The 25,805-nt window shown below is 37.2% G+C and carries 20 protein-coding genes and 2 pseudogenes; 1 reads left to right on the forward strand and 21 read right to left on the reverse strand.

Going from position 1 to position 25,805, the window contains the following annotated elements; translation table 11 throughout:
* Nucleotides 1–24: 24 nt before the first annotated feature.
* The 18 genes and pseudogenes from CP352_RS02315 to CP352_RS02400 all read right to left on the reverse strand — a co-directional run bounded on the left by CP352_RS02315 (nucleotide 25) and on the right by CP352_RS02400 (nucleotide 23,660).
* The gene (locus CP352_RS02315) at nucleotides 25–1,851 is read right to left on the reverse strand and encodes an FtsX-like permease family protein (protein WP_089145369.1); all 1,827 of its coding nucleotides are present in this window, start codon (nucleotides 1,849–1,851) and stop codon (nucleotides 25–27) included.
* Between the two features lie 14 nt (nucleotides 1,852–1,865).
* Nucleotides 1,866–2,612: an ABC transporter ATP-binding protein gene (locus CP352_RS02320; RefSeq protein ID WP_013086514.1), complete on the reverse strand. Its 747-nt coding sequence runs from the start codon at nucleotides 2,610–2,612 to the stop codon at nucleotides 1,866–1,868.
* A gap of 131 nt (nucleotides 2,613–2,743) precedes the next feature.
* Nucleotides 2,744–3,093: pseudogene (locus tag CP352_RS11525) on the reverse strand (MarR family transcriptional regulator).
* Nucleotides 3,094–3,158: 65 nt separating this feature from the next.
* On the reverse strand, nucleotides 3,159–4,580 hold the full coding sequence (locus CP352_RS02330) for a C69 family dipeptidase (protein WP_089142887.1): 1,422 nt from the start codon (nucleotides 4,578–4,580) through the stop codon (nucleotides 3,159–3,161).
* Between the two features lie 44 nt (nucleotides 4,581–4,624).
* On the reverse strand, nucleotides 4,625–5,923 hold the full coding sequence (gene ftsY / locus CP352_RS02335) for a signal recognition particle-docking protein FtsY (RefSeq protein WP_089142888.1): 1,299 nt from the start codon (nucleotides 5,921–5,923) through the stop codon (nucleotides 4,625–4,627).
* A complete protein-coding gene (smc, locus tag CP352_RS02340) occupies nucleotides 5,924–9,493 on the reverse strand; it encodes a chromosome segregation protein SMC (RefSeq protein WP_089142889.1) in 3,570 nt (1,189 codons plus the stop codon).
* Nucleotides 9,494–9,505: 12 nt separating this feature from the next.
* Nucleotides 9,506–10,195 carry a ribonuclease III gene (rnc, locus tag CP352_RS02345; protein ID WP_005728467.1) on the reverse strand — a complete coding sequence of 230 codons (690 nt, stop codon included), beginning with the start codon at nucleotides 10,193–10,195 and terminating at the stop codon, nucleotides 9,506–9,508.
* Between the two features lie 106 nt (nucleotides 10,196–10,301).
* A complete protein-coding gene (locus CP352_RS02350) occupies nucleotides 10,302–12,071 on the reverse strand; it encodes an oligopeptide ABC transporter substrate-binding protein (protein ID WP_065989478.1) in 1,770 nt (589 codons plus the stop codon).
* A 198-nt stretch (nucleotides 12,072–12,269) separates the two neighbouring features.
* Complete coding sequence (locus tag CP352_RS02355) at nucleotides 12,270–14,054, reverse strand: oligopeptide ABC transporter substrate-binding protein (protein WP_098034848.1); 1,785 nt, start codon at nucleotides 14,052–14,054, stop codon at nucleotides 12,270–12,272.
* A 196-nt stretch (nucleotides 14,055–14,250) separates the two neighbouring features.
* On the reverse strand, nucleotides 14,251–15,180 hold the full coding sequence (locus CP352_RS02360) for an ABC transporter permease (protein ID WP_023488743.1): 930 nt from the start codon (nucleotides 15,178–15,180) through the stop codon (nucleotides 14,251–14,253).
* Between the two features lie 14 nt (nucleotides 15,181–15,194).
* On the reverse strand, nucleotides 15,195–16,154 hold the full coding sequence (gene opp4B / locus CP352_RS02365; RefSeq protein WP_065989480.1) for an oligopeptide ABC transporter permease: 960 nt from the start codon (nucleotides 16,152–16,154) through the stop codon (nucleotides 15,195–15,197).
* 2 nt (nucleotides 16,155–16,156) lie between these two features.
* Nucleotides 16,157–17,143, reverse strand: a complete 987-nt coding sequence (locus CP352_RS02370) for an ATP-binding cassette domain-containing protein (RefSeq protein WP_023488745.1) — start codon at nucleotides 17,141–17,143, stop codon at nucleotides 16,157–16,159.
* Between the two features lie 3 nt (nucleotides 17,144–17,146).
* Nucleotides 17,147–18,163: an ABC transporter ATP-binding protein gene (locus CP352_RS02375; RefSeq protein ID WP_005723130.1), complete on the reverse strand. Its 1,017-nt coding sequence runs from the start codon at nucleotides 18,161–18,163 to the stop codon at nucleotides 17,147–17,149.
* Between the two features lie 118 nt (nucleotides 18,164–18,281).
* Entirely contained in the window at nucleotides 18,282–18,524 is a 243-nt protein-coding gene (gene acpP / locus CP352_RS02380) for an acyl carrier protein (RefSeq protein ID WP_005719363.1), read from the reverse strand.
* 30 nt (nucleotides 18,525–18,554) lie between these two features.
* Nucleotides 18,555–19,556 carry a phosphate acyltransferase PlsX gene (gene plsX / locus CP352_RS02385; protein ID WP_005719364.1) on the reverse strand — a complete coding sequence of 334 codons (1,002 nt, stop codon included), beginning with the start codon at nucleotides 19,554–19,556 and terminating at the stop codon, nucleotides 18,555–18,557.
* Nucleotides 19,557–19,575: 19 nt separating this feature from the next.
* A complete protein-coding gene (gene recG, locus CP352_RS02390; RefSeq protein WP_089142891.1) occupies nucleotides 19,576–21,612 on the reverse strand; it encodes an ATP-dependent DNA helicase RecG in 2,037 nt (678 codons plus the stop codon).
* A 2-nt stretch (nucleotides 21,613–21,614) separates the two neighbouring features.
* On the reverse strand, nucleotides 21,615–23,276 hold the full coding sequence (locus CP352_RS02395) for a DAK2 domain-containing protein (protein WP_005719368.1): 1,662 nt from the start codon (nucleotides 23,274–23,276) through the stop codon (nucleotides 21,615–21,617).
* Between the two features lie 21 nt (nucleotides 23,277–23,297).
* A complete protein-coding gene (locus CP352_RS02400; RefSeq protein ID WP_005719370.1) occupies nucleotides 23,298–23,660 on the reverse strand; it encodes an Asp23/Gls24 family envelope stress response protein in 363 nt (120 codons plus the stop codon).
* A gap of 167 nt (nucleotides 23,661–23,827) precedes the next feature.
* On the opposite strand from CP352_RS02400, the gene rpmB reads away from it, so the two are divergent.
* Nucleotides 23,828–24,013, forward strand: coding sequence for a 50S ribosomal protein L28 (rpmB, locus tag CP352_RS02405; RefSeq protein ID WP_005719372.1), 186 nt, complete (start codon nucleotides 23,828–23,830; stop codon nucleotides 24,011–24,013).
* Between the two features lie 116 nt (nucleotides 24,014–24,129).
* Here the strand turns inward: rpmB and CP352_RS11530 are convergent.
* The 3 genes and pseudogenes from CP352_RS11530 to rpe form a co-directional block, all read right to left on the reverse strand.
* Nucleotides 24,130–24,433, reverse strand: a pseudogene (locus tag CP352_RS11530) (hypothetical protein).
* A 39-nt stretch (nucleotides 24,434–24,472) separates the two neighbouring features.
* Nucleotides 24,473–25,147 carry a thiamine diphosphokinase gene (locus tag CP352_RS02415; protein ID WP_065989486.1) on the reverse strand — a complete coding sequence of 225 codons (675 nt, stop codon included), beginning with the start codon at nucleotides 25,145–25,147 and terminating at the stop codon, nucleotides 24,473–24,475.
* A complete protein-coding gene (rpe, locus tag CP352_RS02420) occupies nucleotides 25,147–25,797 on the reverse strand; it encodes a ribulose-phosphate 3-epimerase (RefSeq protein WP_005719376.1) in 651 nt (216 codons plus the stop codon). Before rpe ends, CP352_RS02415 begins: the two co-directional genes overlap by 1 nt.
* Nucleotides 25,798–25,805: the final 8 nt, after the last annotated feature.

A 25,805-nucleotide genomic window follows, 5' to 3' on the forward strand; every position in this document is an offset into this window, starting at 1 on the left:
TTTTGCAGATCTTTTTTCGTACCATTATTTTTTCAATACAATTCCTTCATAGAGTTTTACTGTAATTAAGTAATAAAGCAAATACAATACTAAAAAGATCGTAAATGGAATCCAAATTTTATCGTATGGATTAGCTAAAATCCCTTTGAAAAATTGTAGTCCAAATAATACATCAATCACACCCAAGACAGCCGGTAAAGTGAACAAGGTACCAATCTCCGCTTTAATCGAGCTCTTTAATAACTTACGTCTTGATCCGACCTTCCACAACATTTCATATCGAGGACGATCACTGTTTGCTCCTGATAGCACTTTAAACATTAAGGTTGAAGCTAACATAGCTAAGAAAGCTAAGCCTAAGAAGAAGCCCATAAATTCAAAACCTGACGCAACGCTTGCTACTAAGCGATATTGAGCAGATTTAGAATTATTCAGAGAAACATAAACTCCTTGTGCATCCTTAGTAACTGTCTGGTCAAGTGACATCTTTTGCAATTTTTCAATATTATTAAAATTACTTCTAAAGTTATTGATTAATAGCAAGGTTACTTGTTTGTTTTTTACAGGAATCTTCACATATTCAGCTGGAGTTACAACTTTAACCTCATAATCAGAATAAGGTGTTAAACTAGCAAGTTGGAAATTCATCTCTTGTTTTTTATTCTTTACACCTGCAACTGTAATCGTCTTTGTCTTCCAATTCATTTGGTCGCCGTTCTTTCGACCAGATTGGAATTTGATTTTTTTCTTAGCAATTTCTTGGTCAGTAACATATAGAACAGGAAACTTCTTTTTCCCATTGACCTTATAATTCAAAGTCGTTTGTTTTCTAACGGCAACTTTTTTAAGTTGTTGATTAACTTTAGCATCCCTTTTATACAACACAGCATCATAATATGTTGCCTGAAGAGCAGTCTCTGTCATATTATTAAAGTTTAATCCAACAGTGATCGCACCTAATGCTAGAGCAAAAAGCAAGGAAATAACAGTTAAAACTCTATTGTAATCACCTAACCTAAATTTTAGCTGACCTAAGGTAAAAGAATGCAGTTTACTGTATTTAAACTTTTTATTTTTCCGTAAAGCATTGATAACTGTAGTAAATACAGAATCAAATACAAAATATGAACCAGCCAAAATAGTGACAAAACCAATTTCAACCGATTTAATTTGCAACTGATGGTAATCCCACATTGCCCAGTAGCCAATGGCTAGAAGGGCAAGGCCTAGAATTACTTCAGTTGCTTTCCAGATTCGGTTATTACGTAACTTAACTGGTTTTTGATCCTCATGCAAAAGCTTGATTACACTAGTACTTACCAATTTATGCCGATTCCAAATTGCAGCCAAGAAGAATAAAACTACAAAGAAAACAACTGTCCATAAAATAGCCGGTAAATAAAAGCCTAAGAATTTATGCAGCTGCAAACCCAATTGAGAGATTAATAACTGAGAAACAACTTGAGTCAAGCCGATACCAATTAAAATTCCTAATGCAGTAGCGAGTAAACCAATAACAACCGTCTCTGTAAAAATTAAACGGCCAATTTTACTATTTCTCGCTCCTAGGATCATATAAGTACCATAATCTTTTTTACGCATACTAAGCAAAAAACTATTTGCGTAAACAATATAGACTAGGGTAATAATAGCTAATAGCGCTATCCCAAAAATAAAGACCATCTGGGTAATTGAAAAAGCAATGGCCATTGAACCCTTAAGAAAAGCTGGATTAATTGCAATGGTCATAAACATATAAAAGATTGCAGCAGCTAGAGTTAGCCCCGAAAACAAAACAGCATAATCTTTAAAGCGACTTTTTAGCCCTGTTAGTGATAATTTCCAAAGCACATCTATACCTCCCTCTAACGTCTACCTAATTCAGCAATAATATCTTGATAAAATTCTTCTCTGGTCTTATTTTCTTTTTTAATTTCTTTGCCGATTTTTCCATCTTTGATGAACAAAATTCTTTGAGCGTAAGAAGCTGAATAAGGATCATGCGTTACCATCAGAATCGAAACTTGATCATTCTTATTCAAGTCTGCCATTGTTTTCAATAATTCCGTAGCTGATTGTGAATCTAAAGCTCCTGTAGGTTCATCACCATATAAAATTGCCGGATTATGGACCAATGCTCGAGCTGAAGCAACACGCTGTTTTTGACCACCAGAAATTTCAGCTGGGTATTTGTCCAAGATAGATTCTATTCCCAATCTTTTGGCAATCGCCATTGCTTTTCCGTCAATCTCCTTTGCCTTCACTCCTTGAAGCGATAATGGCAAGGCTATATTCTCGCGATTAGTCAAATTATCTAGCAAGTTGAAATCTTGAAAAATAAAGCCAATTTCTTTTCCGCGAAAATCTGCCATTTGATTGTTCTTAAGTGCAGTAATGTCTTGCTTATTGACTAAAACATGTCCACTAGTTGGCTTATCTAACGTCGACAAGATATTCAATAAAGTTGTCTTTCCTGAACCAGAAGCACCCATAATGCCAACGAATTCACCTTGTTCAATGGCAAAGCTAATTCCTTTTAAAGCTTGGTATTGCTTCTCACCTTTTTTACCATAAGTCTTAGTTACTTGATCCACTCTTAAAATTTCTGACATTTTTATCCTTTCACTAATAATATTACTGTTCTATTTACTTAATACAGTAATATTATATTAAAGATTTGTCAATAATTTTTGCATAAAAAAACTCCAAAAGTAATTAACTTCTGGAGTTCTACTATTTTACATTACTTATTGTCTTCACTCGACTTAAGCATCTTTTTCAGTACATTAACCAAGCCAAGAGTTTCATCTTTACTGAGCATCCCTGTAATAGTTTGGTCAGTTTCTGCACGGTGCTTTTCAACTTTCTTTCACAAATCTTTGGCAGCCAATTTTTTGTCAAAGATTTGACCTTGTCATTAGTTACATGTAATTCTTTAGCCAACTTTTCAAAAGTTTTGCCATGCTGATGATGATTTAATTCAATAACAGTTCATTAGCATTAATACCAAATTTTTTTAAATCGTCATTCATTTGTTTTTCAACTTCATTGTTAATCTTAGTAAAAAAATGAGCCAATAGTACCTTCTGCCATTGTCTATATTCCTTTCATTTCACATATTATAAAAAACAGCCCTTTTTCGAGCTGTTTTGAATTTATTAAAGATTTTCATCCATATTGAAAGTAAGTTTGGACATGTTGATCGATTCAATCATCATTTGACCCCAAAGCTTTTCAGTTTCCTTACGAGTATGGGCAACAGTCTTTTGATTTTCCTTAGTCAAATATTCAGTTAACTCATCACCTGATTTACCTTCTGCACCAGCAATAATTTCTTCAACTCGACCTCTGAAGTAGCGGTTAAGTTCAGTTAAATAAGTAGTATCAAGCTGAACAAATTGTGGGTAATGACTTTCAACGATAGCTGCAAATGACTTGTAATACCACCATGCATCATTCATATTGTAATCCATTGAGGTATTGTTATATGAAGGATCAGTATCATTCATATTAGCAAAGAATGGTACAAATGGAGTGAAAGTTGGACCACCAATACATAACCACATAATAGCCGCACGATCTGCTGGAACATCACTTCTAATTTGCAAAATATGAGCATTTTGCGTACGGTTTAAACCGATTGGACGGTAGCAATGTTTTTCTTCATCCGTACCCTTACCAAATGGATCATACGGGGTATCTTGGTAGTGTGAACCTAAAGCAAATTGAATATCTTCCTTAGTGATCTTCTTAGCTGCCTTACGAATAAATGGAATATCGCCATCTTGTGGGTCTTGTTCAATTTCGGGATTGAACAATTTTTGAATATACCATTGACGGTTGGTGTTGTAGTGACGATCTTGTTCAGTATAGGTACCAAAAATATGACGGAAGTTCCAGCCTTCATGATCTGGGTTCAAATGGTGTTCTTCAACAAATTCTTGAATACCTTCACTCCACATGAAGTAATCAGGATTATCAAAGTCAACTTGTTCAATCGCAACTCGATTACCAGTTGCAGCGTAACAATCATCTGGAATGCGCTCAGCTACCCAGTGGTGACCTGTAACAATTTCCATGTACCAAATTTCATCTTTATCACTGAATAAAACTGAGTTACCAGCTGGTGAACCGTACTTAGCAATTAACTTACCTAAATATTGCACACCATCACGAGCTGAATGAATGTATGGCAAAACAGAAGTCTGCATGCAGTCTTCATCTAATCCATCTTTAACAAGTGGATCAAATGCTAAAGTTCTCTCATTACCATAAGTTGATTCAGTACATGACATTGCAACGTTTTCTTGGTTAATTCCACTTTCATCGTAGTAGCCACGATGCTTGTAATCAACATTAGGAACAGCTGGTACACGTTGCGCATCTTCTGGCAAGTCCATTTCAAACTTGTTTAACCATGACTTAATATGTTTCTTTTCACCATGACGGGCTGGCTCAATAATGAACTTTTGTGGGGTAATTGGACGAAAAGTGTCATCATTACGAGCAATCATAGTGGTGCCATCAATCGAGGCATTTTTACCAACTAAGATAGTAGTACAAGCACTATATTCTTTCATAAAATTCTCCTTATAAAACTATATTTACATCTCTAACTTTATCACTAGACCAAGCCGTGGAAAAGACCGATCGCATAATTTGCAGCATCAAAATCAGCTAAGTCTTCAGCTCTCTCACCTAAGCCAACCAATTTAACCGGCAAATTCATTTCGTTACGGATAGCTAGAACTACCCCACCCTTAGATGAGCCGTCCAACTTAGTTAAAACAAGCCCAGTTAATTTGGTGGTCTTGTCAAAGTCTTTGGCTTGCAAAAGCGCATTTTGCCCGGTTGAACCATCTAACACAAGCAAGGTTTCTGTTGGCTGATCTGGTAAAAGCTTCTTGATTGTTCTTTGAATTTTTTCCAATTCAGCCATTAAATTCTTCTTATTTTGTAAGCGTCCCGCAGTATCGACTAAAAGATAGTCAGCTTTTTCCCTGATTGCCCGTTCAGTTGCATCATAAACAACAGAAGCAGGATCAGCCTTTTTTTTACCAGTAACTACGGGTACGTCAACACGTTTTCCCCATTCAACTAGCTGTTCAACGGCACCCGCTCTAAAGGTATCGGCAGCAGCTAAAATTACTGACTTCCCTTCATTCTTAAAACGTTTGGCTAACTTACCGATTGTAGTAGTTTTACCTGCACCATTAACCCCAACAAATAGATAAACGTTAGGTTTAGCTTCAGCATTATACGTCAATTGCTCATCTTCGCTATTGCCGCCTTTATCATAAAGGTCAACCAACTTTTCAACGATTACTCGCTTCAAGTCATCACGTGACTTAGCATTTTGCAATTTAGCCTCTTCACGCAATTCATCAGTTAATTGTTCAGCAGTTTCATAGCCAACGTCAGATTCAATTAATAAGTCTTCTAGATCATCGAAGAAATCTTCATCAACTGTTCTAAACTTGGCAAAAAAGGCGTTAAGTCTTGCACCAAATCCCTTGTTAGTCTTTTCTAGCCCCTTTTCATAAAGCTGTTCTTGTGATTCTGTTGGCTCCTCATCAGAAACTTCAGTTTCTTCAACTTGTTCTTCTGTTTCAGTCTCAGTAGTCTCTTCTACTTTAACTTCTTCAGGCTGTTGTTTAGAATCTAAATCTACTGCTTTTTCTTCATCACCAGATTCAGCTTCTACCTCAGAGTCTTCTTGTGCTTCTACTGTTTGTTCTTCTTCATCAGTAGTTTCAGTTTTCGATTTAGCTTCATCAACTACTTTTTCAGATTCTTGATCATTATCCTCTGATTCAGGCTTAGCTTCATTTTCTTGCTCAGTCTGTTTTTCTTCTTTTTTGTTTTCATCCTCTTCGTCTTTTTTACCAAAGAGTGATTTTTTTATTCGATCAAATAAACCCAACTATTTCACCTCATTTTTATTCTTCATTTCTTTTAATGATACCGACAATACTTGCGAAACGCCAGATTCTTGCATAACCACACCATATAGTTGGTCAGCCTGCCGCATCGTCCCTCGTCTATGCGTGATCACGATGAATTGGGTTTTCATATCGTATTTAAGCAAAAATTGCGCAAAACGAGTAACGTTTGCATCATCCAGGGCAGCTTCTACTTCATCAAGTACACAAAATGGTACCGGATTAACCTGCAACATGGCAAACAACAAAGTAATTGCGGTTAACGCGCGTTCACCACCAGAAAGCAGACTTAAACGTTGCTGCTTTTTGCCAGGCGGCTGTGCGATAATCTCAATTCCAGTTTCTAGCAAATTATTAGGCTCAGTGAGTTCCAATCTAGCTTTACCGCCACCAAAGACAACTGGAAAAATACTCTTAAAGCTAGATGCTACTTGATTAAAGGTACTCTTGAAGCGCGTCTTAACTTCTTCATCTAACTCGTTCATTGACTTTTCAAGGTCATCACGAGCTTTTAACAGGTCATTTTGCTGACCATTCAAAAAGTCATAGCGCTTTTTCACATCTTCATATTCTTGAATAGAATCAAGATTTACTTGGCCAATATCTTCAATTGACATGCGATGCAACTTCACGCTTTTAGCCAGTTCATTGCGCTTTTCTTCAGTATTTTCGCCTTCTGCTTGCTCTAAAGCAGCTTCAAACGTTAAGGCATACTCTTCACTCAAAGTTGACAAGCGCTGATCAATTGCGGAATTAAACTTCGCAATCTTTACTGAGTAATCTTCTTGTTCAATTGCTGCATCTTTGCGTAAATCATAATTACGACTGGCAACTTGGTCAAGTTGATTAATCTGCGCATCAACTTGTCCTAATTGCGCACTAAGTTCATTCAGCTTCTTTTGCAGAGTTTCATTCTTTTGCTTAATTTCAGCTTTTTGTGTTTGTAAATCAGAATTCTTCTTAACTGATAATTCACCATTTTGACTTAATTCAGTTAATTTCTGCTCTAAGCTATCAGTTTGCTTCTGATTATTAGTGATCTGACTATTTTTTTCTTTTTCCTGACTAGCTAAGTTTTCCAACTTATTAGTATAAACTGCAATTTGAGGATCAAGCTTTGATAATTCCTCTTGTACACGTTGACTTAAGCTATTGAAGTTCTTAATCTTTTCTTGCAAGTCATTCATTTTGCCCTTTTGTACTTCATTTTGCTTAGCCAATTGTTCCTGCTGATCATTAGCCTGAGTGATTTCTTTCTTTAAAGCAGCAATCCGATCTTGTTGTTCTTTTACTCGAGATTTATATAAACTATTAGCATCAGTTAGCCGCTTTACTTCCTTTTCTTGATTTTGGAAAGAAATAGCAACTTCATTAATCGCTTGATTAGTCTCCTGCAAAGTATCACGCAGTTGTTGCAATTTAGCCGCAACTTTTTCACCTTGAGTAACTAGCTCATCTAACCGTTCTTGATCTTCAGCCAAATTTTGTCGTAAAGTCTGTAATTGCTTCTCTAACTGATTAATTTCAGTTGCCGTCTGCAGTGGTGAATTATTACGTTGGTTTCTTTGACCACCAGTCATCGAACCACCTGGGGAAATCACATCGCCATCTAAGGTAACAATCCGATAGCGGTTAACTCGACGTGAAATTGACATTGCACTATCAATCGTATCAACGATAATCACACTACCCAGCAAATAATTAATCGCAGCAGTAATATCTTGATCGGCTTTACTTTCAACTAAATCACTTGCTACGCCCTTAAAGCCACTAAAAGATTGCAAAGTAGTGATAGTTGACTGTGGAATAGTGTATTGACGCAAGCCATCTAATGGTAAAAAAGTAGCTCGTCCACTACGACTACGCTTTAATTGATTAATTGCATCCCTAGCACTAACTCTGCTTTCAGTAATCAAATCCTGTACGCCACCGCCAAGAGCTGTTGTCATTGCAGCTTCTAGCTCAACTGGAAATGTAATCAATTCACCCACAGCCCCGATCACACCAGGGAAATCAGATAGATGATTCAAAACATTACGTACACCGTAGTAATAACCCTCATGCCGCTTTTGAATATTTACTAAAGCTTCATGTCGCGCTTCAACTTTCTCTAATTGACTGCGCTCTGCGTTAACGGCTTGCCGAATCTGATTAATCTGTTTAGTTAAATCATTATTTTGATCATTAACTTGCGCAAATTTTTCTTTTTCCCTTTGCCGCTTAACTGTCAGCTGCTTGCCTTCAGTTCTCAGCTTTTCCAGTTCAGTCCGAGCATCGGTTAGCTGCTTGCTTACATCACTATTTTGATAAGTAGTGTCTGCCTGACTACGTTTTAATTCAGTATTCAGATTAACAATCTGATTATTAGTTGTAGCCTGATCTTGTAAAAGTTGAATATAGTCGTTACGACAATCTTCTAGTCGCTTACTCAATTCTTCTGGATCATCGTGCAATTCACCAGTCAATTGATCATGCTGCTCTTGTAAAGCATCTTGCTCTTGCTTAAGTTGCTTTTTATTCCGCTGCAGTTCAGACAATTCATCCTTTAACTTAACCAAGCTATTTTTCAATTCTTCAACTTGACGTTGAGTTTCTACCCTAGTTGAATTATTAAACTGTTGTGATTGCTGTGCGACCTGCAAGTTAGTATTGATCTGTGATAATTGGTCACTTAGCTTTAATAATTCACTCTGCGTTTGCTCTCGCTCATTTTGAATTTTTTGATATTCTGCCCGTTTTTCAGAAACAGCACTTTGCGAACCTTTTACTTCATTATCCAGTTTTGTTAACAGGATTTGGTTCCTATCTGCTGCTTTTTGGACTTCTTCTTTTTGCCGGTTTAAATCCTCAATTTCAAAAGCTAATAGACTTTTTAATTTCTGATCTAGTCCCTTCTTTTGAAATTGATATTCTTTAGCCAGCGAACTTTGCTCATGCAGCGGCTCCAATCGACCTTCAAGTTCTTTAACCAAGTCATTGATTCTAATTAAATTATCCTTGGTTTTCTCCATTTGCGCCTTGGCAGCTTCTTTTTGTTGTTTAAAATGCAAAACACCAGCAGCTTCTTCAAAGATTACTCTTCTTTGTTCAGGACGAGAATTTAAGATCTGATCAACTCGACCCTGAGAAATAATTGCTAGGCTATTAGGTGAAATTCCAGAATCAAGAAAGAGTGTCCGCACATCTCGCATCCGCACTTGCTGATTATTAATTAAAAAGTCACTGTCACCTGATCGCAGAATTCTTCTAGTAATTGAGACCTGATCTGAATCAAAAGCCAACTCACGCTTTTTATTATCAAAAACTAAAGTAACTTCCGCCTTATTGAGCGGCTTACGAAATTGACTACCGGCAAAGATGACATCCTTCATATTCGTTCCACGTAGTGACTTAGCACTGGATTCACCCATTACCCAACGTACGGCTTCAGTAATGTTACTTTTCCCCGAACCATTAGGACCAACGATTCCCGTAATTCCATCATCAAAATGAATAGTTGTCTTATCAGCGAATGATTTAAAACCATCGAGCACTAATTCTGTTAATGGCACTTTTTCATCCCCTTATTTTTCTAATTTTTGTAAAGCGACCTTAGCAGCTTGTTGTTCAGCTGCTTTCTTATTGTGACCCTCACCTTTTGATTCAACTTTTCCGTTAATTTTTAGTTCAACAACAAAGTGTGAAGGTAATTGAGATTCACTAATAACGGTGTATTCGATATTCACAGGACCATCTTGCTGCAATACTTCCTGCAAGTCTGTCTTATAGTCGCGTGAATCATCGAATTCACCCTTATCAATCAATGGATAAACTGTTAAATGCAAAAAATGTTCAACTGCTGGCATCCCTTGATCAAGGAAAAGTGCCCCATTGAAAGCTTCAAACACGTCTTCCAGTAAAGTTTTGCGGTGTCGTGCTCCAGCTTTTTCTTCACCATTGCCCAAGTGAATCTCATCTTGAAAACCACATTCAATGGCGAATTCTGAAAATCCTTCAGTTCGGACAATATTAGATCTCAAACGAGTTAATTCACCTTCATTCAACTTAGGATAATGAAGATAAACATAATTCGAAACGGCTAATTCTAGCACAGCATCACCAAGAAATTCGAGTTTTTCATAATCGCGAATTCCATCATTGGGATGTTCATTTGAATATGAAGAATGCGTAAATGCTTCTTCTAATAGCTTTTCATTGTTAAATTCGATATTATAATCGTCTTTTAATTTTTTTAAAAACTTTGTACTTACCATAAAAATGCCCCTTTTTATACCTATAAATTATACCAGTTTTCGGGTCACAGAAAAAAGACCGCTTCTAAAATTTAGAAACAGTCTTTTGTAATTTTAAATAATTGCTTTACTTAGCGTAAGCAACATTGTACCAGTTAGGGAAACCATTACCCATTGAATCCGATGGCTTAAGTGAGTAACCAGTAAGCTTCTTGTTAACGGCAGTAATTGAGTAACTATTAGCTATAGGAATTACGTAAGCTTCATCAAACATGTACTTTTGCCATTCATGGAATTTTTCAACTCTGTACTTGTGGTTGAAGGCCTTCTGTGAATCCATTTCGTCAAGTAACTTGGTGTTTTCAGGAGTTACGAAACGTGAGTAGTTCATTGGAGCCTTTTCGCTATACAAGTCATTAGGTGATGGTTCACTTGATAATGACCATGCACCAATAAACATATCTACTGATGGATCATCGTTTTGAACCTTGTCATAGAATGAATTGAATTCGATTAAACGACCACTAGTTAACTTAACGTTCAAGCCCATCTTCTTCCATTGTTGGATGTAGTTTTGAACGATTGGTTCTGCTGTTGAACTACCAGTCATAGCAGCTAAACGAATAGTTAAAGGCTTGCCATTAGGTTGTACACGATAAGTACCCTTCTTCTTGAAGCCAGCCTTATCCAAGATTTCATTACCCTTCTTGATATTGTAAGTGTAACCCTTAATATCCTTGTCAAAGTAATCACCAAATTGTTTTGGAATCAAAGTTGGAACTCTGAATGATAAACCAAATGAGTAACGCTTGTAAACTTGGTTAACGTTCATACCATAACCAATAGCTTGACGTAAGGCCTTGTTATTCATCTTAGAATTCTTGTCCATTACGTTTTCGCCCTTCTTGGCATCCCACTTACCAACCTTAAAGCCTAAGTATGAGTATTGTAGTGGAATTTTAGCGATAAAGTTAACGCCCTTAGTATCCTTGATGTTCTTCCATTGTGAGTTGATTACTTGAGTAACGTCAAATTTTCTTGACTTAATACTTTGAGCAACTGAGTTAGGGTTAATTACTGTAGCAGTAATCTTTGAAAGCTTTGGCTTACCCTTGTAGTAGTATTCGTTAGGAACCCAAGTTACTGATTGACCACGAACAACCTTTTGCAACTTGTAAGCACCAAAGAACAATGGCTTCTTACGGATCTTATCACTTGACATTAAGTCCTTGAATTTAACATCTTTCAAGTAGTGGTAAGGAGCAGCAGCTTCCCAAATGTAACCATTACCTGAAGTGTTCATACCAGGCTTCATCGTCTTAAAGTGAAGAACAGCTTTACGACCGTTTTCACCATCTGGCATTTCAAAGCCTGAGATAGTCTTTGACTTACCTTCATGATATTCTTGCAAGCCTTCCAAATCAGCTAAACTTGAAGTGTAACGTTGTGACTTAGTGTCTTTGTTAGCAATAATTTCATAAGCGTATTCATAGTCCTTGGCAGTTACTTGCTTGCCATCTGACCACTTAACACCCTTCTTAATTTCAACAGTTACGGTCTTAGCTTTTTGGTCAACCTTAATTGTTGCAGCACCTTTATCATTGAAAACATAGTGATCATCAGTACCAAAAAGTGATTCTGCACCATATTGCATAACTTCAGTATCAGTAGCTGAAGTTGAAAGTTCGTCGTTGAAGATACCAGTAAATGGGGTATCAGCTTCAACAGCAACCTTAACAGTACCGCCATTCTTAGTAGCCTTAGTAGGAACAGCTTCCTTAAACTTAGAAGCAGTCTTTGATTCATCAGAATGAGATTCTGACTTACCACAGGCAGCTAAGGTAAGAGCTACACCTGATAACAGTGTAATACCAGCAAAAAGTTTTGCCTTTTTCATTAGTAAAATTCCTCCATTACTTGGAGCAAGTTGATTACTTAATTTTATCACTATTACAAAAAGATAACAATAGCATGAAAAAGACAGGTATTCGAATTAAGATACCTGTCTTTTCTATTAGTTAGTTATTAGAATTTAATATAAGGAATTTGTTTATGTTTAGAATTTTGGAGTTTAGTTTTACTAATGATTAATGAATTACTTAGCGTAACCAACTTGGTACCATAATTGGTGACCGTTGTTATTTTGTGATGGTTTGGTTGAGTAACCAGTAAGTTTGTTATTAACTGCAGAAATACTGTAAGAATTATTAGTTGGAATTACAAATGCTTCATCATACATGTACTTTTGCCATTCATGGAAGACTTTAATACGGTAATTAGTATCAAATGCTTTTTGAGAGTCCATTTCTGCAAGCAACTTGTTGTTTTCAGGAGTTGCAAAACGCTCATAGTTCATTGGTGAGGTTTCACCATACATAGATGCTTGTGATGGCTCAGAAGCTAAGCTCCAACCTGCAGAGAAGAAGTCAATATCTTTAGAGTCGTGTTGCACCTTGTCATAGAATGAGTTGAATTCCATCAAACTGCCACCAGTTAACTTAACATTAAGACCGATCTTATGCCATTGTTGCAAGTAGTTTTGGGTAATAGCTTCTGCGTTTGCAGAGCCTGACATTGAAGCGTAGTGAAGAACTAATGGCTTACCATTTGGTTGTACACGCCACTTACCCTTCTTCTTATAGCCAGCCTTGTCAAGCAATTCATTAGCTTTCTTTAAGTTGTAATTGAAGCCCTTAATACTACTGTCGTGATACTTACCAAAGCCTGAAGGAATCAAAGTATTAATTCTAAAGCTTAAGCCATGAGTATAACGCTTGTTAACAGCATCTAAGTTCATTGCATAGCCGATAGCTTTTCTTAAATTCTTGTTACCAACCTTAGAATTCTTATCCATTACATTCTTGCCAGTCTTGGAATCCCACTTACCGACTTTAAAGCCAAGATAACTATATGCAAGTGGAACCTGAGCAACCCAGTTAACACCTTTAGTATTCTTAACTTGATCCCATTGTGAATTAATTACACCAGCAATGTCGAACTTGTGACTCTTGATAGCTTGAGAAGCTGAGTTAGGGTTTACTACAGAGATGGTAATTTTATCCAACTTTGGTTTACCTCTCCAGTAGTATTTGTTAGGAACCCAAGTTACTGATTGACCACGAACAAGCTTATCAAGCTTAAATGGGCCAAAGTATAATGGCTTCTTTCTGATTTGATCACTTGATTGAAGTTTATTAAATGGAACGTTCTTTAAATAATGATATGGAGCAGCTGATTCCCAGAAGTAACCATTACCTGAGAAGTACATACCAGGCTTTAATTCTTTATAATGAATTACAATAGTGCGACCCTTTTCACCATCTGGCATTTCAATCCCTGAAATAGTTTTTGCCTTACCCTCATGATACTCTTTCATACCTTTAATTTCTTCCAGAGTAGAATCATAACGTTGAGCTGCTGTCTTTTTGTTAGCTAAGATTTCATATGGATATTCAAGATCCTTAGCATTTACTTGTTGACCATCAGACCACTTAACACCCTTCTTAACTGTAATAGTTACAGTTTTGGCTTTCTTGTCAATCTTCATAGTTGCGGCACCTTTGTCATTGATTCTGTAATGATCATCGGTGTCAAATAATGATTCTTCACCTGGAGCTGCAACGCTTGAGTCAATTGCAGAAGTTGCTAATTCATCTGAGAAAATCCCAGTAAACGGAGTATCAGTTTCTAGAGCAACTGATACACTACCACCTTGTTTAGTAGCTTTCTTAGGAGTGGATGCTGGGAATTTTTGTGCATCCTTAGCACCAGCATTATTGCTTTCACTCTTGTTACCACAAGCAACTAACGCTAATGCTGCCGCAGAAACGACTCCTACTGAACCCAATACTTTGATAATTTCATACTTTGTTTCCCCCATCTAGGATACAATTCTTTTTCAATAGTTATTTGAATCAAGTTGATGATTAAATAATACCACCATAAATTATAAATGCAATAGTTTTATGGAATAATTTTTAATATTTATTTTATTTACTTTAAATAAGATTTTAGTTATATAAACAAAAAACAGCTCTACTAAGCGATAGAGCTGTTTTAATTTAATTATTACTTTATTAGTTTTCACGCTGTCTTGCGTCACCAGCACGTTGCAGAGCTTGACCAACATAGTTAATACTTAAGGAAATTACCAAAAGCAAGATAGTAGCAGGCAACCACAACCATGGACGGTTAATAACGTTAACTGGGTCATTGGCAAAACCAATCAAAGTACCAAGTGATGGCGTAGTACTTGGTAAACCATAGTTCAAGAATGACAAACTAGTTTCAATACCAATGTTACCAGCAATACTCAAAACAACGTCAATGATAATCATTGAAGTAATGTTTGGCAAAACTTCACGGAACATAATCTTAAAGTTAGATGAACCTGAAGTCTTAGATGCCAAAACATAGTCACGACCACGCTGCGATAGGACGAACGAACGGAAGTAACGCGCCGTTACCGTCCAACCAAACATCGCAATCAAGAATACCAAAGTTACGGCATTGTAGTTAGGAATAACAGTAGTCAAAACAATGATAATTGGCATTTGTGGCAAAATCTGGATAAAGTCAACTATTCTCATGATAACTGAGTCAATTGCTCCACCAAAGTAACCAGAAACCAAACCGACTACCAAACCAACAATTTCAGTAATTACAGTAACTGAAATACCGATCATGATTGAGTTACGTCCACCCATGATTAGCAGCTTCAAGATGTCACGACCACCGTCATCAGTACCTAACAAGTGGCCTGCTTCACCCCAACCATAATATGAATCCGCAATGTTCATTTCAGTTACTTGAGCACGGTTCAAGAATAATGAACCACCGAATGTAAACAGTAAAATTACGATAATGATAATCAAAGCTGTTAAAGCAGACTTTGAACGCACAATTTCGTGCATTGCCACCTTGAATCCAGAAGGTGGGAGAGTAGCCTTTTGCTTTGCGTCTTCTTTAGTAGCTTTCTTTGTAGCTTTTTCTTTTTTATCAGCCATTTTTTCTCTCCTCCCTATTGAATTCTAATACGTGGGTCAATGATACTCATGATGATATCTGACAACAAGTTACCAATTAAAGTCAAGATACCAAAGATCAAAATCAAAGCAGTCAAAGTAGTGTAGTCACGTTGACCAATTGAGTCAAGGAACAACTTACCCATACCAGGGTAACTAAATACACTTTCAATGATCATTGAACCACTAAGCAAACCGGTAATAGTGTTACCAAGGAAGGCAGCGATTGGCAATAATGAGTTACGTAAAATGTGCTTGTTGAAGACGACATTTTCAGGCACACCTTTACTACGAGCAGTTCTTACGTAGTCTTCAACTTTGTTATCAACAATCCCAGTTCTTAAGTACTGAACAGTACCAGTAGTGGTAATCAAAGCATACAAAATGGCTGGTAGAATCATGTGATAAATCCTACTACCAAGAATTCCCCAGAAGCCAGATGCACTAGCTGAAACTGAACCAGAGATTGGGAACCAGCCTAAAGTAAAGCCGAAGAGCCACAAACCTAAAATATAGAATACGAACCCTGGAGTTGCTAAAGTGATGTAGTTAAAGATTCTAACACTAGTATCTTGCCATTCGTCTTGGTGACGACCTGAAGTAATACCAAGAGGGACAGCAATACTATAAGTCAAAATAGTAGTTAAAAGTGATAACCAGAAGGTGTTATTTGCACGGTCGGCAATCAATGAAGTTACAGGAACGTGCTGGATGTAACTTGTACCAAGATCACCATGGAACAAGTTGCCCACCCATCTAAAGTATTGCACGTACCATGGATCAAACAGACCTGCAGCCCGTTTTAAGGCTTCAATTTGTTTAGGGTCGGTGTTAGGGTTAATTGATCCACTGAATGGGTCACCAGGCATCATTTTAGCCAAAAGGAAGACCAGCAAACTCAAGATAATCAATTGAGGGATCATGATTAACAAACGCCGTAAAATCGTTTTCCACATGCTTAATCACTCTCCTTTTCTTCTAATTCTTCAAGTTTAGCTTCGTGGGCCATATCTTTTGGCAAAGCTACCCAGTGCTTAGGTGCTACTTGTTGTAATGGATATACACGACCATCCTTGTCGTACCACTTGCTTTGATTTTCTTGGAATTCCTTTTCAACTTGTTCGCGATGTTTCTTGTGTTCTTCACGATGTTTAACATCAACTTGAGGAATAGCGGAAAGCAAACGCTTAGTATAGATATGAATTGGGTGCTTGTAAATTTCTTCACGGCTACCTAATTCAACCAAACGACCACGGTGCATTATTGCCAAGTTTTCTGACATGTGCTTAACGACACCCAAGTCGTGAGAAATGAACAAGTAAGCAATGTTATATTGTTGTTGAATGTGCTTCATAAAGTTCAACACCTGTGCTTGAACTGACAAGTCCAAAGCAGAAGTTGGTTCATCAGCTACAATCAACTTGGGATTAGTAGCAACGGCACGAGCAACACCGATTCTCTGACGCTGACCACCTGAGAATTCATGTGGGTACTTGTAGATCGCATCACTAGGCATCCCTACAATATCCAACAATTCTTGAACACGATCACGTTCTTGATCAGTAGTCAGATTTTCAAAGTTTCTAATTGGCTCTGCAATGATATCTTCAATTCTCTTTCTTGGGTTCAAACTTGACATTGAATCCTGGAAGATCATTTGAACATCTTTATTATAATCAAGCTTCTTACGGTTGCTTGCCTTAGTTACGTCCAAACCCTTATACATGATTTGACCACTTGTAACTTTTTCAACCCCAACAATCGCCTTACCGGTAGTAGATTTACCAGAACCAGATTCACCGATTAAACCGTAAGTTTCACCTTCACCAATTGAGAAATTAATCCCATCAACGGCACGGACATAATCAGTAATTCTGTTCCAAAATCCAGAGCGAATTGGGTAATAGACCTTTAAATCTTTGATTTGAATAATTTCTTTTGCCATAAACTACTCCCCACTTGCTGTCTTTTCATCCTCAAAGTGGAATGACTTCCAGCAAGTACATCTTACCCAGTGACCTGGCGCAACTTCATGCACCTTAGGTTCTTCTTCATGTGCGCTAGCAGGAATCCAAGGAATTCTTGCAGCAAATCTATCACCAGTACGTGGCATATTCTTCAAAGATGGCACAGTACCGTGAATTACATGAAGATCTTCATCCGTATCGTCTGATTGAGGCATTGAGTTAAGTAATGATCGAGTATATGGATGAAGTGGGTTTTCAAAAATTGTCTTTACATCAGATTTTTCAACAATTTGACCAGCATACATGACTGCAACTTCATCAGCAGTTTCTGCTACAACACCTAAGTCGTGAGTGATCAAAATGATCCCCGAATGTGATTGCTTTTGAATATCTTCAAGCAAATCCAAAATTTGAGCTTGAATAGTAACATCCAAAGCTGTTGTTGGTTCATCGGCAATAATAACTTCAGGCTTACATGCAATCGCCATCGCAATTACAACACGCTGACGAAGCCCACCAGACAACTCATGTGGGTACATTTCGTACATTTCTTCAGGCTTTGGCATTCCTACTTGATTAAACAATTCAATGACACGTGCGTGACGTGCCTTTTCGTCCATATCAGTGTGGTAATAAAGAGTTTCAGCAACTTGGTCACCAACACGCATCAATGGGTTCAAGCTGGCTAACGGGTCCTGGAAGATCATTCCGATCTTGTCCCCACGAATCTTATTGAAAAGTGATTCATTCAAGCCAACTAGGTTTAATTCATTGTAAAGAATGTCCCCTGTTACTTTAGTATTTTTATGGTCGTACAATCCAATGATACTTGAGGCAATTGTACTCTTACCACAACCAGATTCACCAACGATGGCTAAAATCTCGTCGCGCTTCAGAGTCAGATTAACATCGTCTGCCGCATCATAGAATTTCCCTTGCAAACGGTATGCCGTATGCAGGTGTTGAATATCTAATAAAAGATCACTCTGCTTCTCCAAAGGTCATTCCTCCATCTCGAGCTTTTTTATTAAAAGCATTTAATCTTTTCTATTTATTTTCTAATTATAAACACAAAGCCGGTCATATGCAAATCACGACACGGCCTTTTTTAGAAAATTATCCTTGATGAGACTTAATATATGAAACAGCATCACCAATTGTTTTAATTTTTTCAGCTTCATCGTCAGGAATTTCTGCGCCAAATTCATCTTCCAATTGCAAAATAAATTCAACCAAATCAATTGAATCAGCATCTAAATCGTTCATAAAATTAGTGTCTTCAGTGATCTTATCCTTATCAACATCAAAATTATCAGCGATCATGTCTTTAATTTTATTAAAAATTTCTTCTTCTGACATAAAACTTCTCCTTTTTAATAAAACATTGTACTATTTTTCAGCGAATTCGTCTCTAAAATCTGCAACAAGTTTTTCTTTAACCATTTTATCTACTTGCTTAAGAGTGAAATAAATTGGACGTTCATTTGATCTACCGTGGGTTTTAACTACCGGTGCATTAACGCCTAGTAAAACTGCACCACCATATTTAGCCGTATCAAATTTAGATTTTAAGCTTGATAACGAGCCCTTCACCATTAAGGCACCTAACTTGGTCATTACACCGCCATTTAATAAACTATCTTTTAATAAATGAAGCAAGACGCTAGAGGTTCCTTCAATGTTCTTAAGTACAGCGTTTCCGGTAAAGCCATCGGTTACTACCACATCTGCCTTGCCTAATAGCAATTCATTACCTTCAATATTACCTAAGAAATTCAAATTACTTTCTTTAAGCAATTCATAGGCCTTTTGGTGAACATCATCACCCTTGTCGCTTTCAGCTCCATTATTTAAGAGCATTACTCGCGGATTTTTAATGCCGCGAATCTTCTCAGCATAGTACGAAGCCATTTCGGCCCATTGTAAAAGATATTCTGGCTTACTCTTAGCATTAGCACCAACATCAACCATATTGAAGCCATCGTCACTATTTTGAACAGGTAAAGTAGGCATCAAACCTGGACGAACAATCCCCTTGATTCGACCAATAATAAAAATTCCACAAGCAAGTAATGCACCAGTATTGCCTAAGGAAAGCAACGCATCAGCTTTTCCTTCCTTAACGAAGTTAGCTGCCACAACCATTGAAGAGTCTTTCTTTTTTCTGATTGCCTTAACTGGTTCATCTTCATCAGCAATAACTTCTGTTGTAGGTACAACTCCTAATTGATCATTAATTTGATCTTCAGGGATTAGTTTTCTTAATGCTTCTTTATCACCAAATAATAAAAATTTAGTCTCAGGCATTCCAGTTTTAGCTTGTAAAACCGCCTTAACGATTGCATCTGGGGCATTTTCGCCACCCATCGCATCAATTGCAATTGTTCTCATATATTCACCACAATCTTTTCTAAATTCTGTTTTGCTCTAATTGCTTATATTCTAGCACTTGCTTAAGTGCCTTATGTCCTGGATCTGATAAATCAGGATCAGCCGCAACCAAAGCTCGTGCTTCTTTTTGCGCAACGACCAATGTATTGTAGTTATTTACTACATCACCCACACGAAATTCTGGCAATCCTGACTGAGCCTTACCAAACAAATCACCTTCACCGCGCATCTTTAAATCTTCTTCAGCTAATTTGAAGCCGTCATTGGTCGACGCAATAATTTTCATTCTTGCTTTACCTGAATCGGTCTTAGGATCAGCTAGAAAGACACAATAACTTTGTGTTTGTCCTCGACCAATTCGACCACGCAGTTGGTGCAATTGACTTAAGCCAAAACGATCAGCATTGTAAATTACCATCATATTCGCATTGGCTACATCGACCCCAACTTCAATCACACTAGTAGTCACTAAAATATTAATCTCACCAGCTGCAAATGCAGCCATTATTTCATCTTTTTGTGCACCTGGCATTTGACCATGAAGCAGGACTACCTTGTGATTAGGAAAATCATGGCTTAATTTTTCATGCAATTCTTCTGCATTTTTTAAGTCTAACGTCTCTGACTCGGTAATCAATGGTGTCACAGCGTAAATCTGAAAGCCTTGATTTAGCTGCTCTTGCATTTGTCGATAGACTTCCTTCATTTGACTACTTGTTTTCCATGTGGAAATAATTGGCTTTCTTCCGACTGGTAAATGATGTATTTCAGAGACTGTCATATCACCATAAACTGTCAAAGCCAGCGTCCGCGGGATTGGCGTAGCAGTCATTGCCAAAATATCTGGTTGATCGCCTTTATTAATCAAAGCTTGTCGTTGTCCTACACCAAAACGGTGCTGCTCATCAATAATGACTAGACCTAATTTTTTAAAGATAACACTATCTTGAATTAAAGCATGAGTGCCAATTACCACATTAATCGTGCCATCAGTTAATTCACGGTAGATCTCACGCCGCTCCAGTGTTTTTGTATTGCCTGTTAAAAGAGCTACTCGCACACCTAAAGGACGCAACAATTCATCGATTTTTTTGAAATGCTGAGTTGCCAGAATTTCTGTTGGCACCATCAAAGCCGCCTGATAGCCAGCTGTAATGGCTGCAAAAATCGCATAAACGGCTACAACAGTTTTTCCAGAACCAACATCACCCTGCAAAAGTCGCCGCATTTGACCATCAGAATGCATATCAACAAAGATTTCATTAACCACATGCTTTTGATCATCTGATAATTCAAATGGCAGAGATTTAGTTAATTGAGCAATTTCTGTCAGATCGTATTTCTTTGCATAACCCATTTGTTTACCATCATTACGGGTCAATAAAGCTAATTGTAATTCAAAAATAAAAAACTCACGAAAAATTGCACTTCTCTTAGCTAGTTCAGCCTCATGACTATTCTTGGGGTGATGCATCTTTTCAATAATCATTTGATCATTGAATAAACGATATTCTTGTCGTAGCTTTTCTGGGACAATGTCCTGTACTTGATCAATAAAATCATCAATGGCTAAATTAATTAGATCAACTAGTTTCTTTTGTTTAACATGTCGATTAACCGGATAGATTGGCGCCATACCACTATCGTTTTCTTTTGCTGCTACAAATTTAAAGGCTGACAAACTTTGCCGAGCAACATTGTATTTACCATAAATAGCTACTTCTTGTCCGATCTCAATTTTATTTTTTAACCACGGCTGATTAAAAAAATTGACCATGATCACATCATGGTCAATTCTCATCTTGAAACTTAAGCGAGATTTCTTATAGCCAAACCGACTAACAAATGCTTCAGTAGCTACTATTCCCTTCAGCATTACTTTTTGACCATCCATGATTTGATCAAGCGGCAACGTTTGTAATTCGTCATAACGAAAAGGAAAGTAAAAGAGCAGGTCATAAATACTATAAATGCCTAAGCTTCCTAGTGCAGCTGCAGTCTTTGTCCCTACACCCTTTAAGTCTGTGACAGGAGCAAATAATGCATTATCAATCATTGTTATTCAACTGATACTAAGAAGTGATATACAGGTTGACCACCATCATGAATTTCAAATTCAAGATCATCATGTTTGGCTTCAAGTTGTTCAACTACTTCTTGTGCTTGCTCTTCACTAGCATCACGGCCAAACATAATTGTGATAATTTCTGAATCTTCATCCAGCATCTTTTCAATCATATCAACAGTAGTCTTAATTAAATCAGCATTGTCAACCTTAATCTTGCCATCAACAATTCCCAAGTAGTCATTCTTATGAATTTCTACTTCATCGATTTCAGTATCACGGGTAGCTTGAGTAACTTCACCTGAAACAACCGTATCTAAGTCCTCTGTCATAGCTTCCACATTTTCATCAACAGATGCATCTGGATTGAATGAAAGCATTGCGGTTAAACCCTGAGAAATAGTCTTAGTTGGTACAATACCAACAGGAATATCACTAACTTCAGCAGCCTGCTTAGCAGCCATAACAATATTACCGTTGTTTGGCAAGACAATAGCTTTCTTCGCACCAGACTTCTTGATTGCATCAATAAAGTCTTGAGTTGATGGGTTCATCGTTTGCCCACCCGAGATAATCCGGTTAACACCTTCACTTTCAAACAACTTACGAATACCGTTACCTGAAGCAACTGCGATCACTGCAAAATCAACTGCTTCTTGTTGTTCTTCATCTTGGTCAACGATGCTTTCGTGTTGGATTCTCATGTTATCAATCTTGATCTTGCCTAATTGACCAAACTGACTACCGTATTGGAAAACATCACCAGGGTGTTCAGTATGAACGTGAACCTTAGCAATTTCACCATCAGAAACAGCTAATAATGAATCGCCCAAGCCAGACAAGTGCTTTCTAAATTCTTCCAAATCAAACTTCTTTTTATTTGGCACATCGGCATCAAGATCAACCATGATTTCAGTACAGTAGCCATTTTTAATATCTTGAGTAGCCAATTGGCTTTGAACTGAAGATTGGTGGTGCATTGCATTGATCATTTCATCCATTTCATTTTCGTCAGGTTGATATTGATCTGCAAAGTTTTCACCCATTAAGCCTTCCAAAAAGCCTTCATAGATAAACAAAAGGCCTTGACCACCTGAGTCAACTACACCAACTTGCTTCAAAACAGGCAATAAATCTGGAGTTGACTTAAGAGCCTTCTTAGCACCTTCAACTACAGCTTTCATTACTTCAGTTACATCGTCGGTGTCATTGGCCTTAGTAGCACCGGCTTGTGCAGCAACACGAGCTACAGTAAGAATAGTACCTTCAACTGGCTTCATTACAGCCTTATAAGCAGTAGCAACACCATTTGAAAAAGCATTTGCTAATTCCTGTGCAGTTAAGGTCTTCATCCCTTGGGTAGCCTTGTAAAAGCCACGGAATAATTGTGAAGTGATAACCCCACTGTTACCACGGGCACCCATTAGCATACCTTTAGCCAAGCTTTCAGTTAAATCACTAACACTAGTACTTGGATTTTCTGAAACAGCCTTAGCACCACTTTCAATGGTTAAGTTCATATTAGTACCAGTATCACCATCAGGAACTGGGAAAACATTCAAAGAGTTAACAAACTCCGCATTTTTACCAATTCGATGAGTGGCAACACGTACCATATCTCTAAATTGCTTACTATCTATCTCATTTAAAACCACTATTTAAAACCTCCGCTTGTGTTATTCGTCAAGTACCTTAACGCTTTGTACAATGACATTAACGGCCTTAGTGTCTATTCCTAATTGATTCTTCAAATTGAACTTAACACTATCTTGAACATTCTTACTTACTTCAGAAATCTTCAAACCATAACCAACAATAATGTACACATCAACCGTAATTTCGTTATCTTCTGACTTGACAACAACACCGCGCTTATAATTGGCACGATTAAGAATCCCGTCAAATCCATCGCGAATGGCATTCTTTGATGCCATACCTACAACGCCATAGTTAGACGTAGCTGCGCCACCAACAACAGTTGCGATTACACCGTTTGAAATATCAATCAAACCATCTTTTGTCTTGATCTTAACAGCCATGTTTCGTCCTCCGTCTTATTATCTATATATACGTTTATTATTTTATCATAGTAACGACATAATCAATAATTAAAATACACCTGAAAAAATCCTTTTAGTATTGAATTGCGCGAAAACATATGATAATCTAATTAAGTATGACATCACAAATAAAGGAGGTTTAGCAAATGGCAAAAGATTACGTAACAGGTAAGAAGACTACATTCGGTAACAAACGTTCACACTCATTGAACTCAACTCGTCGTGCTTGGAAGCCAAACCTTCAAAAAGTTCGCATTCTTGTTGACGGTAAGCCAAAGCGCGTATGGGTTTCAACCAAGGCTTTAAAGTCTGGTAAAGTTACTCGTGCCTAATAGACCAAGAGCTTGTTAGATCACTGATCTTGCAAGCTTATTTTTTTACTTATTTTAATGATTTATATAAAAAACGGTAAGAAGACCATTTTATTTTGTCTTCTTACCGTTTTACTTTACTTCATAATATTGTGATGCTTATCGTCATCAGGAATTTCGTCGGCCATTCTTTCATCAATTGGCGTGTATGCATACTCAGTAATCATTTCACCCAACTTAGTTGGCAAGCCCAAATCTTGATAAGTTACATTTCTAACTAAGCCATTGGATAGTAGCTACTTCCTTCTTCTTTTTATCAAAAATGTGAACGTGGTTCTTATGCATGTAGTCTTCTACATTTTATTTTGCACGGTCAAGTCTTGCTTCGTAGCGACCGTTTTCGAAACCAGCAATATCTTTTTCAAAGTCAATATATTTCATTTGAATTCCCTTGTTTCTTTTCTATAGTTCTATTTTAACCTATAAATCATGAAAACGATTAATATCTTTAGAATAAATTGCTGCAATCATACCATTTTGCAAGCTAATCCTGAATTCATTACTATTAGGCAAAAATTCATTTGATGAAAAAACACGAGGATAGTTTCCAGAATAGTGCTTCAACTCATATCTTGCACCAATAATATTAAAATCTTCGATTGCTGTTAAAGCTGCAAAACCAATATAAGAGTAATTTTTTCTTTTTTCAACAACATGCGTGCCTGCATTAAAAAAGCAAATTAGATTTTGTTGGTCAATCAACGTTACTTTTTTCGCATATAATCTCATTTCAGGATTTAGCAACACTAATAGATTGATCAAAAAATGATCCAATCTTCCACCTGTAGCACCAAAAATCACTAATTCATCCACATGATAATCTTCAAAAGCAATCTGCAACATTAGCTCAGAATCAGTCCAATCCTTGACAGGATTAGAATAACGAATGTCTTGAACATTACTTTCTATTTGGCTTAAGTCATTTTCGTGTAAAGAATCAAAGTCACCTACTGCCACATCAGGGATTATTCCCAGTTCTTCTAAAAACAAGGCACCACGATCAACCCCAATAACTAAATCAGCTTGAGCCAGCTTTTCTTCAATATCTTCAGGCCACAATTCAGTTGGACCGCCCAACAATGCATATGCTTTCATTACTTAATAATCTTTTCTAATTTATGTACTTGACTGCCAACATCACCATTTTCATACAAGTATGAACCAACAACAAATATATTAGCGCCAGCATTTTCAGCTAATTTAATAGTCTGATCATTAATACCGCCGTCGACCTCAATATCAAAATCAGAGCCGACAATCTCTCTAACTGACTTAATTCGACTAACTGATTCAGGAAGAAAACTCTGTCCACCAAATCCCGGCTTGACCGTCATTACTAATACTTGTTTCAGTAATGGCAAATACGGTTCAACCACTTCAACTGGTGTATCTGGACTAATTGCCAAAGCAGCATCAACGCCATTAGAAGCTAAATAATCGAACCAATAATATAACTTAGGCTTGTCCATTGCTTCATAGTGTAGTTCGACCAAATCTGCTCCTGCACTAACAAAAGCTGGTACCAACTTATCTGGGGCATCACTCATTAAGTGAATTTCAGCATCTGTCATCGGAAATTCACGCTTGAAATCTTTGATTAGTTGCGGTCCAAAAGATAAATTAGGCACAAAATGTCCATCCATAATATCAATATGAAAACGGCTAATTCCAGCCTGGACTGCATTTTCAATATCATTTTTAAGATCAATATTATTTGCGTTCAAAATTGAGGGTGCAATCATCATCAGCTATT

The organism is Lactobacillus sp. UMNPBX1 (genome assembly GCF_002554085.1).
In the GTDB taxonomy this organism is placed as follows: Bacteria; Bacillota; Bacilli; order Lactobacillales; family Lactobacillaceae; genus Lactobacillus; species Lactobacillus crispatus.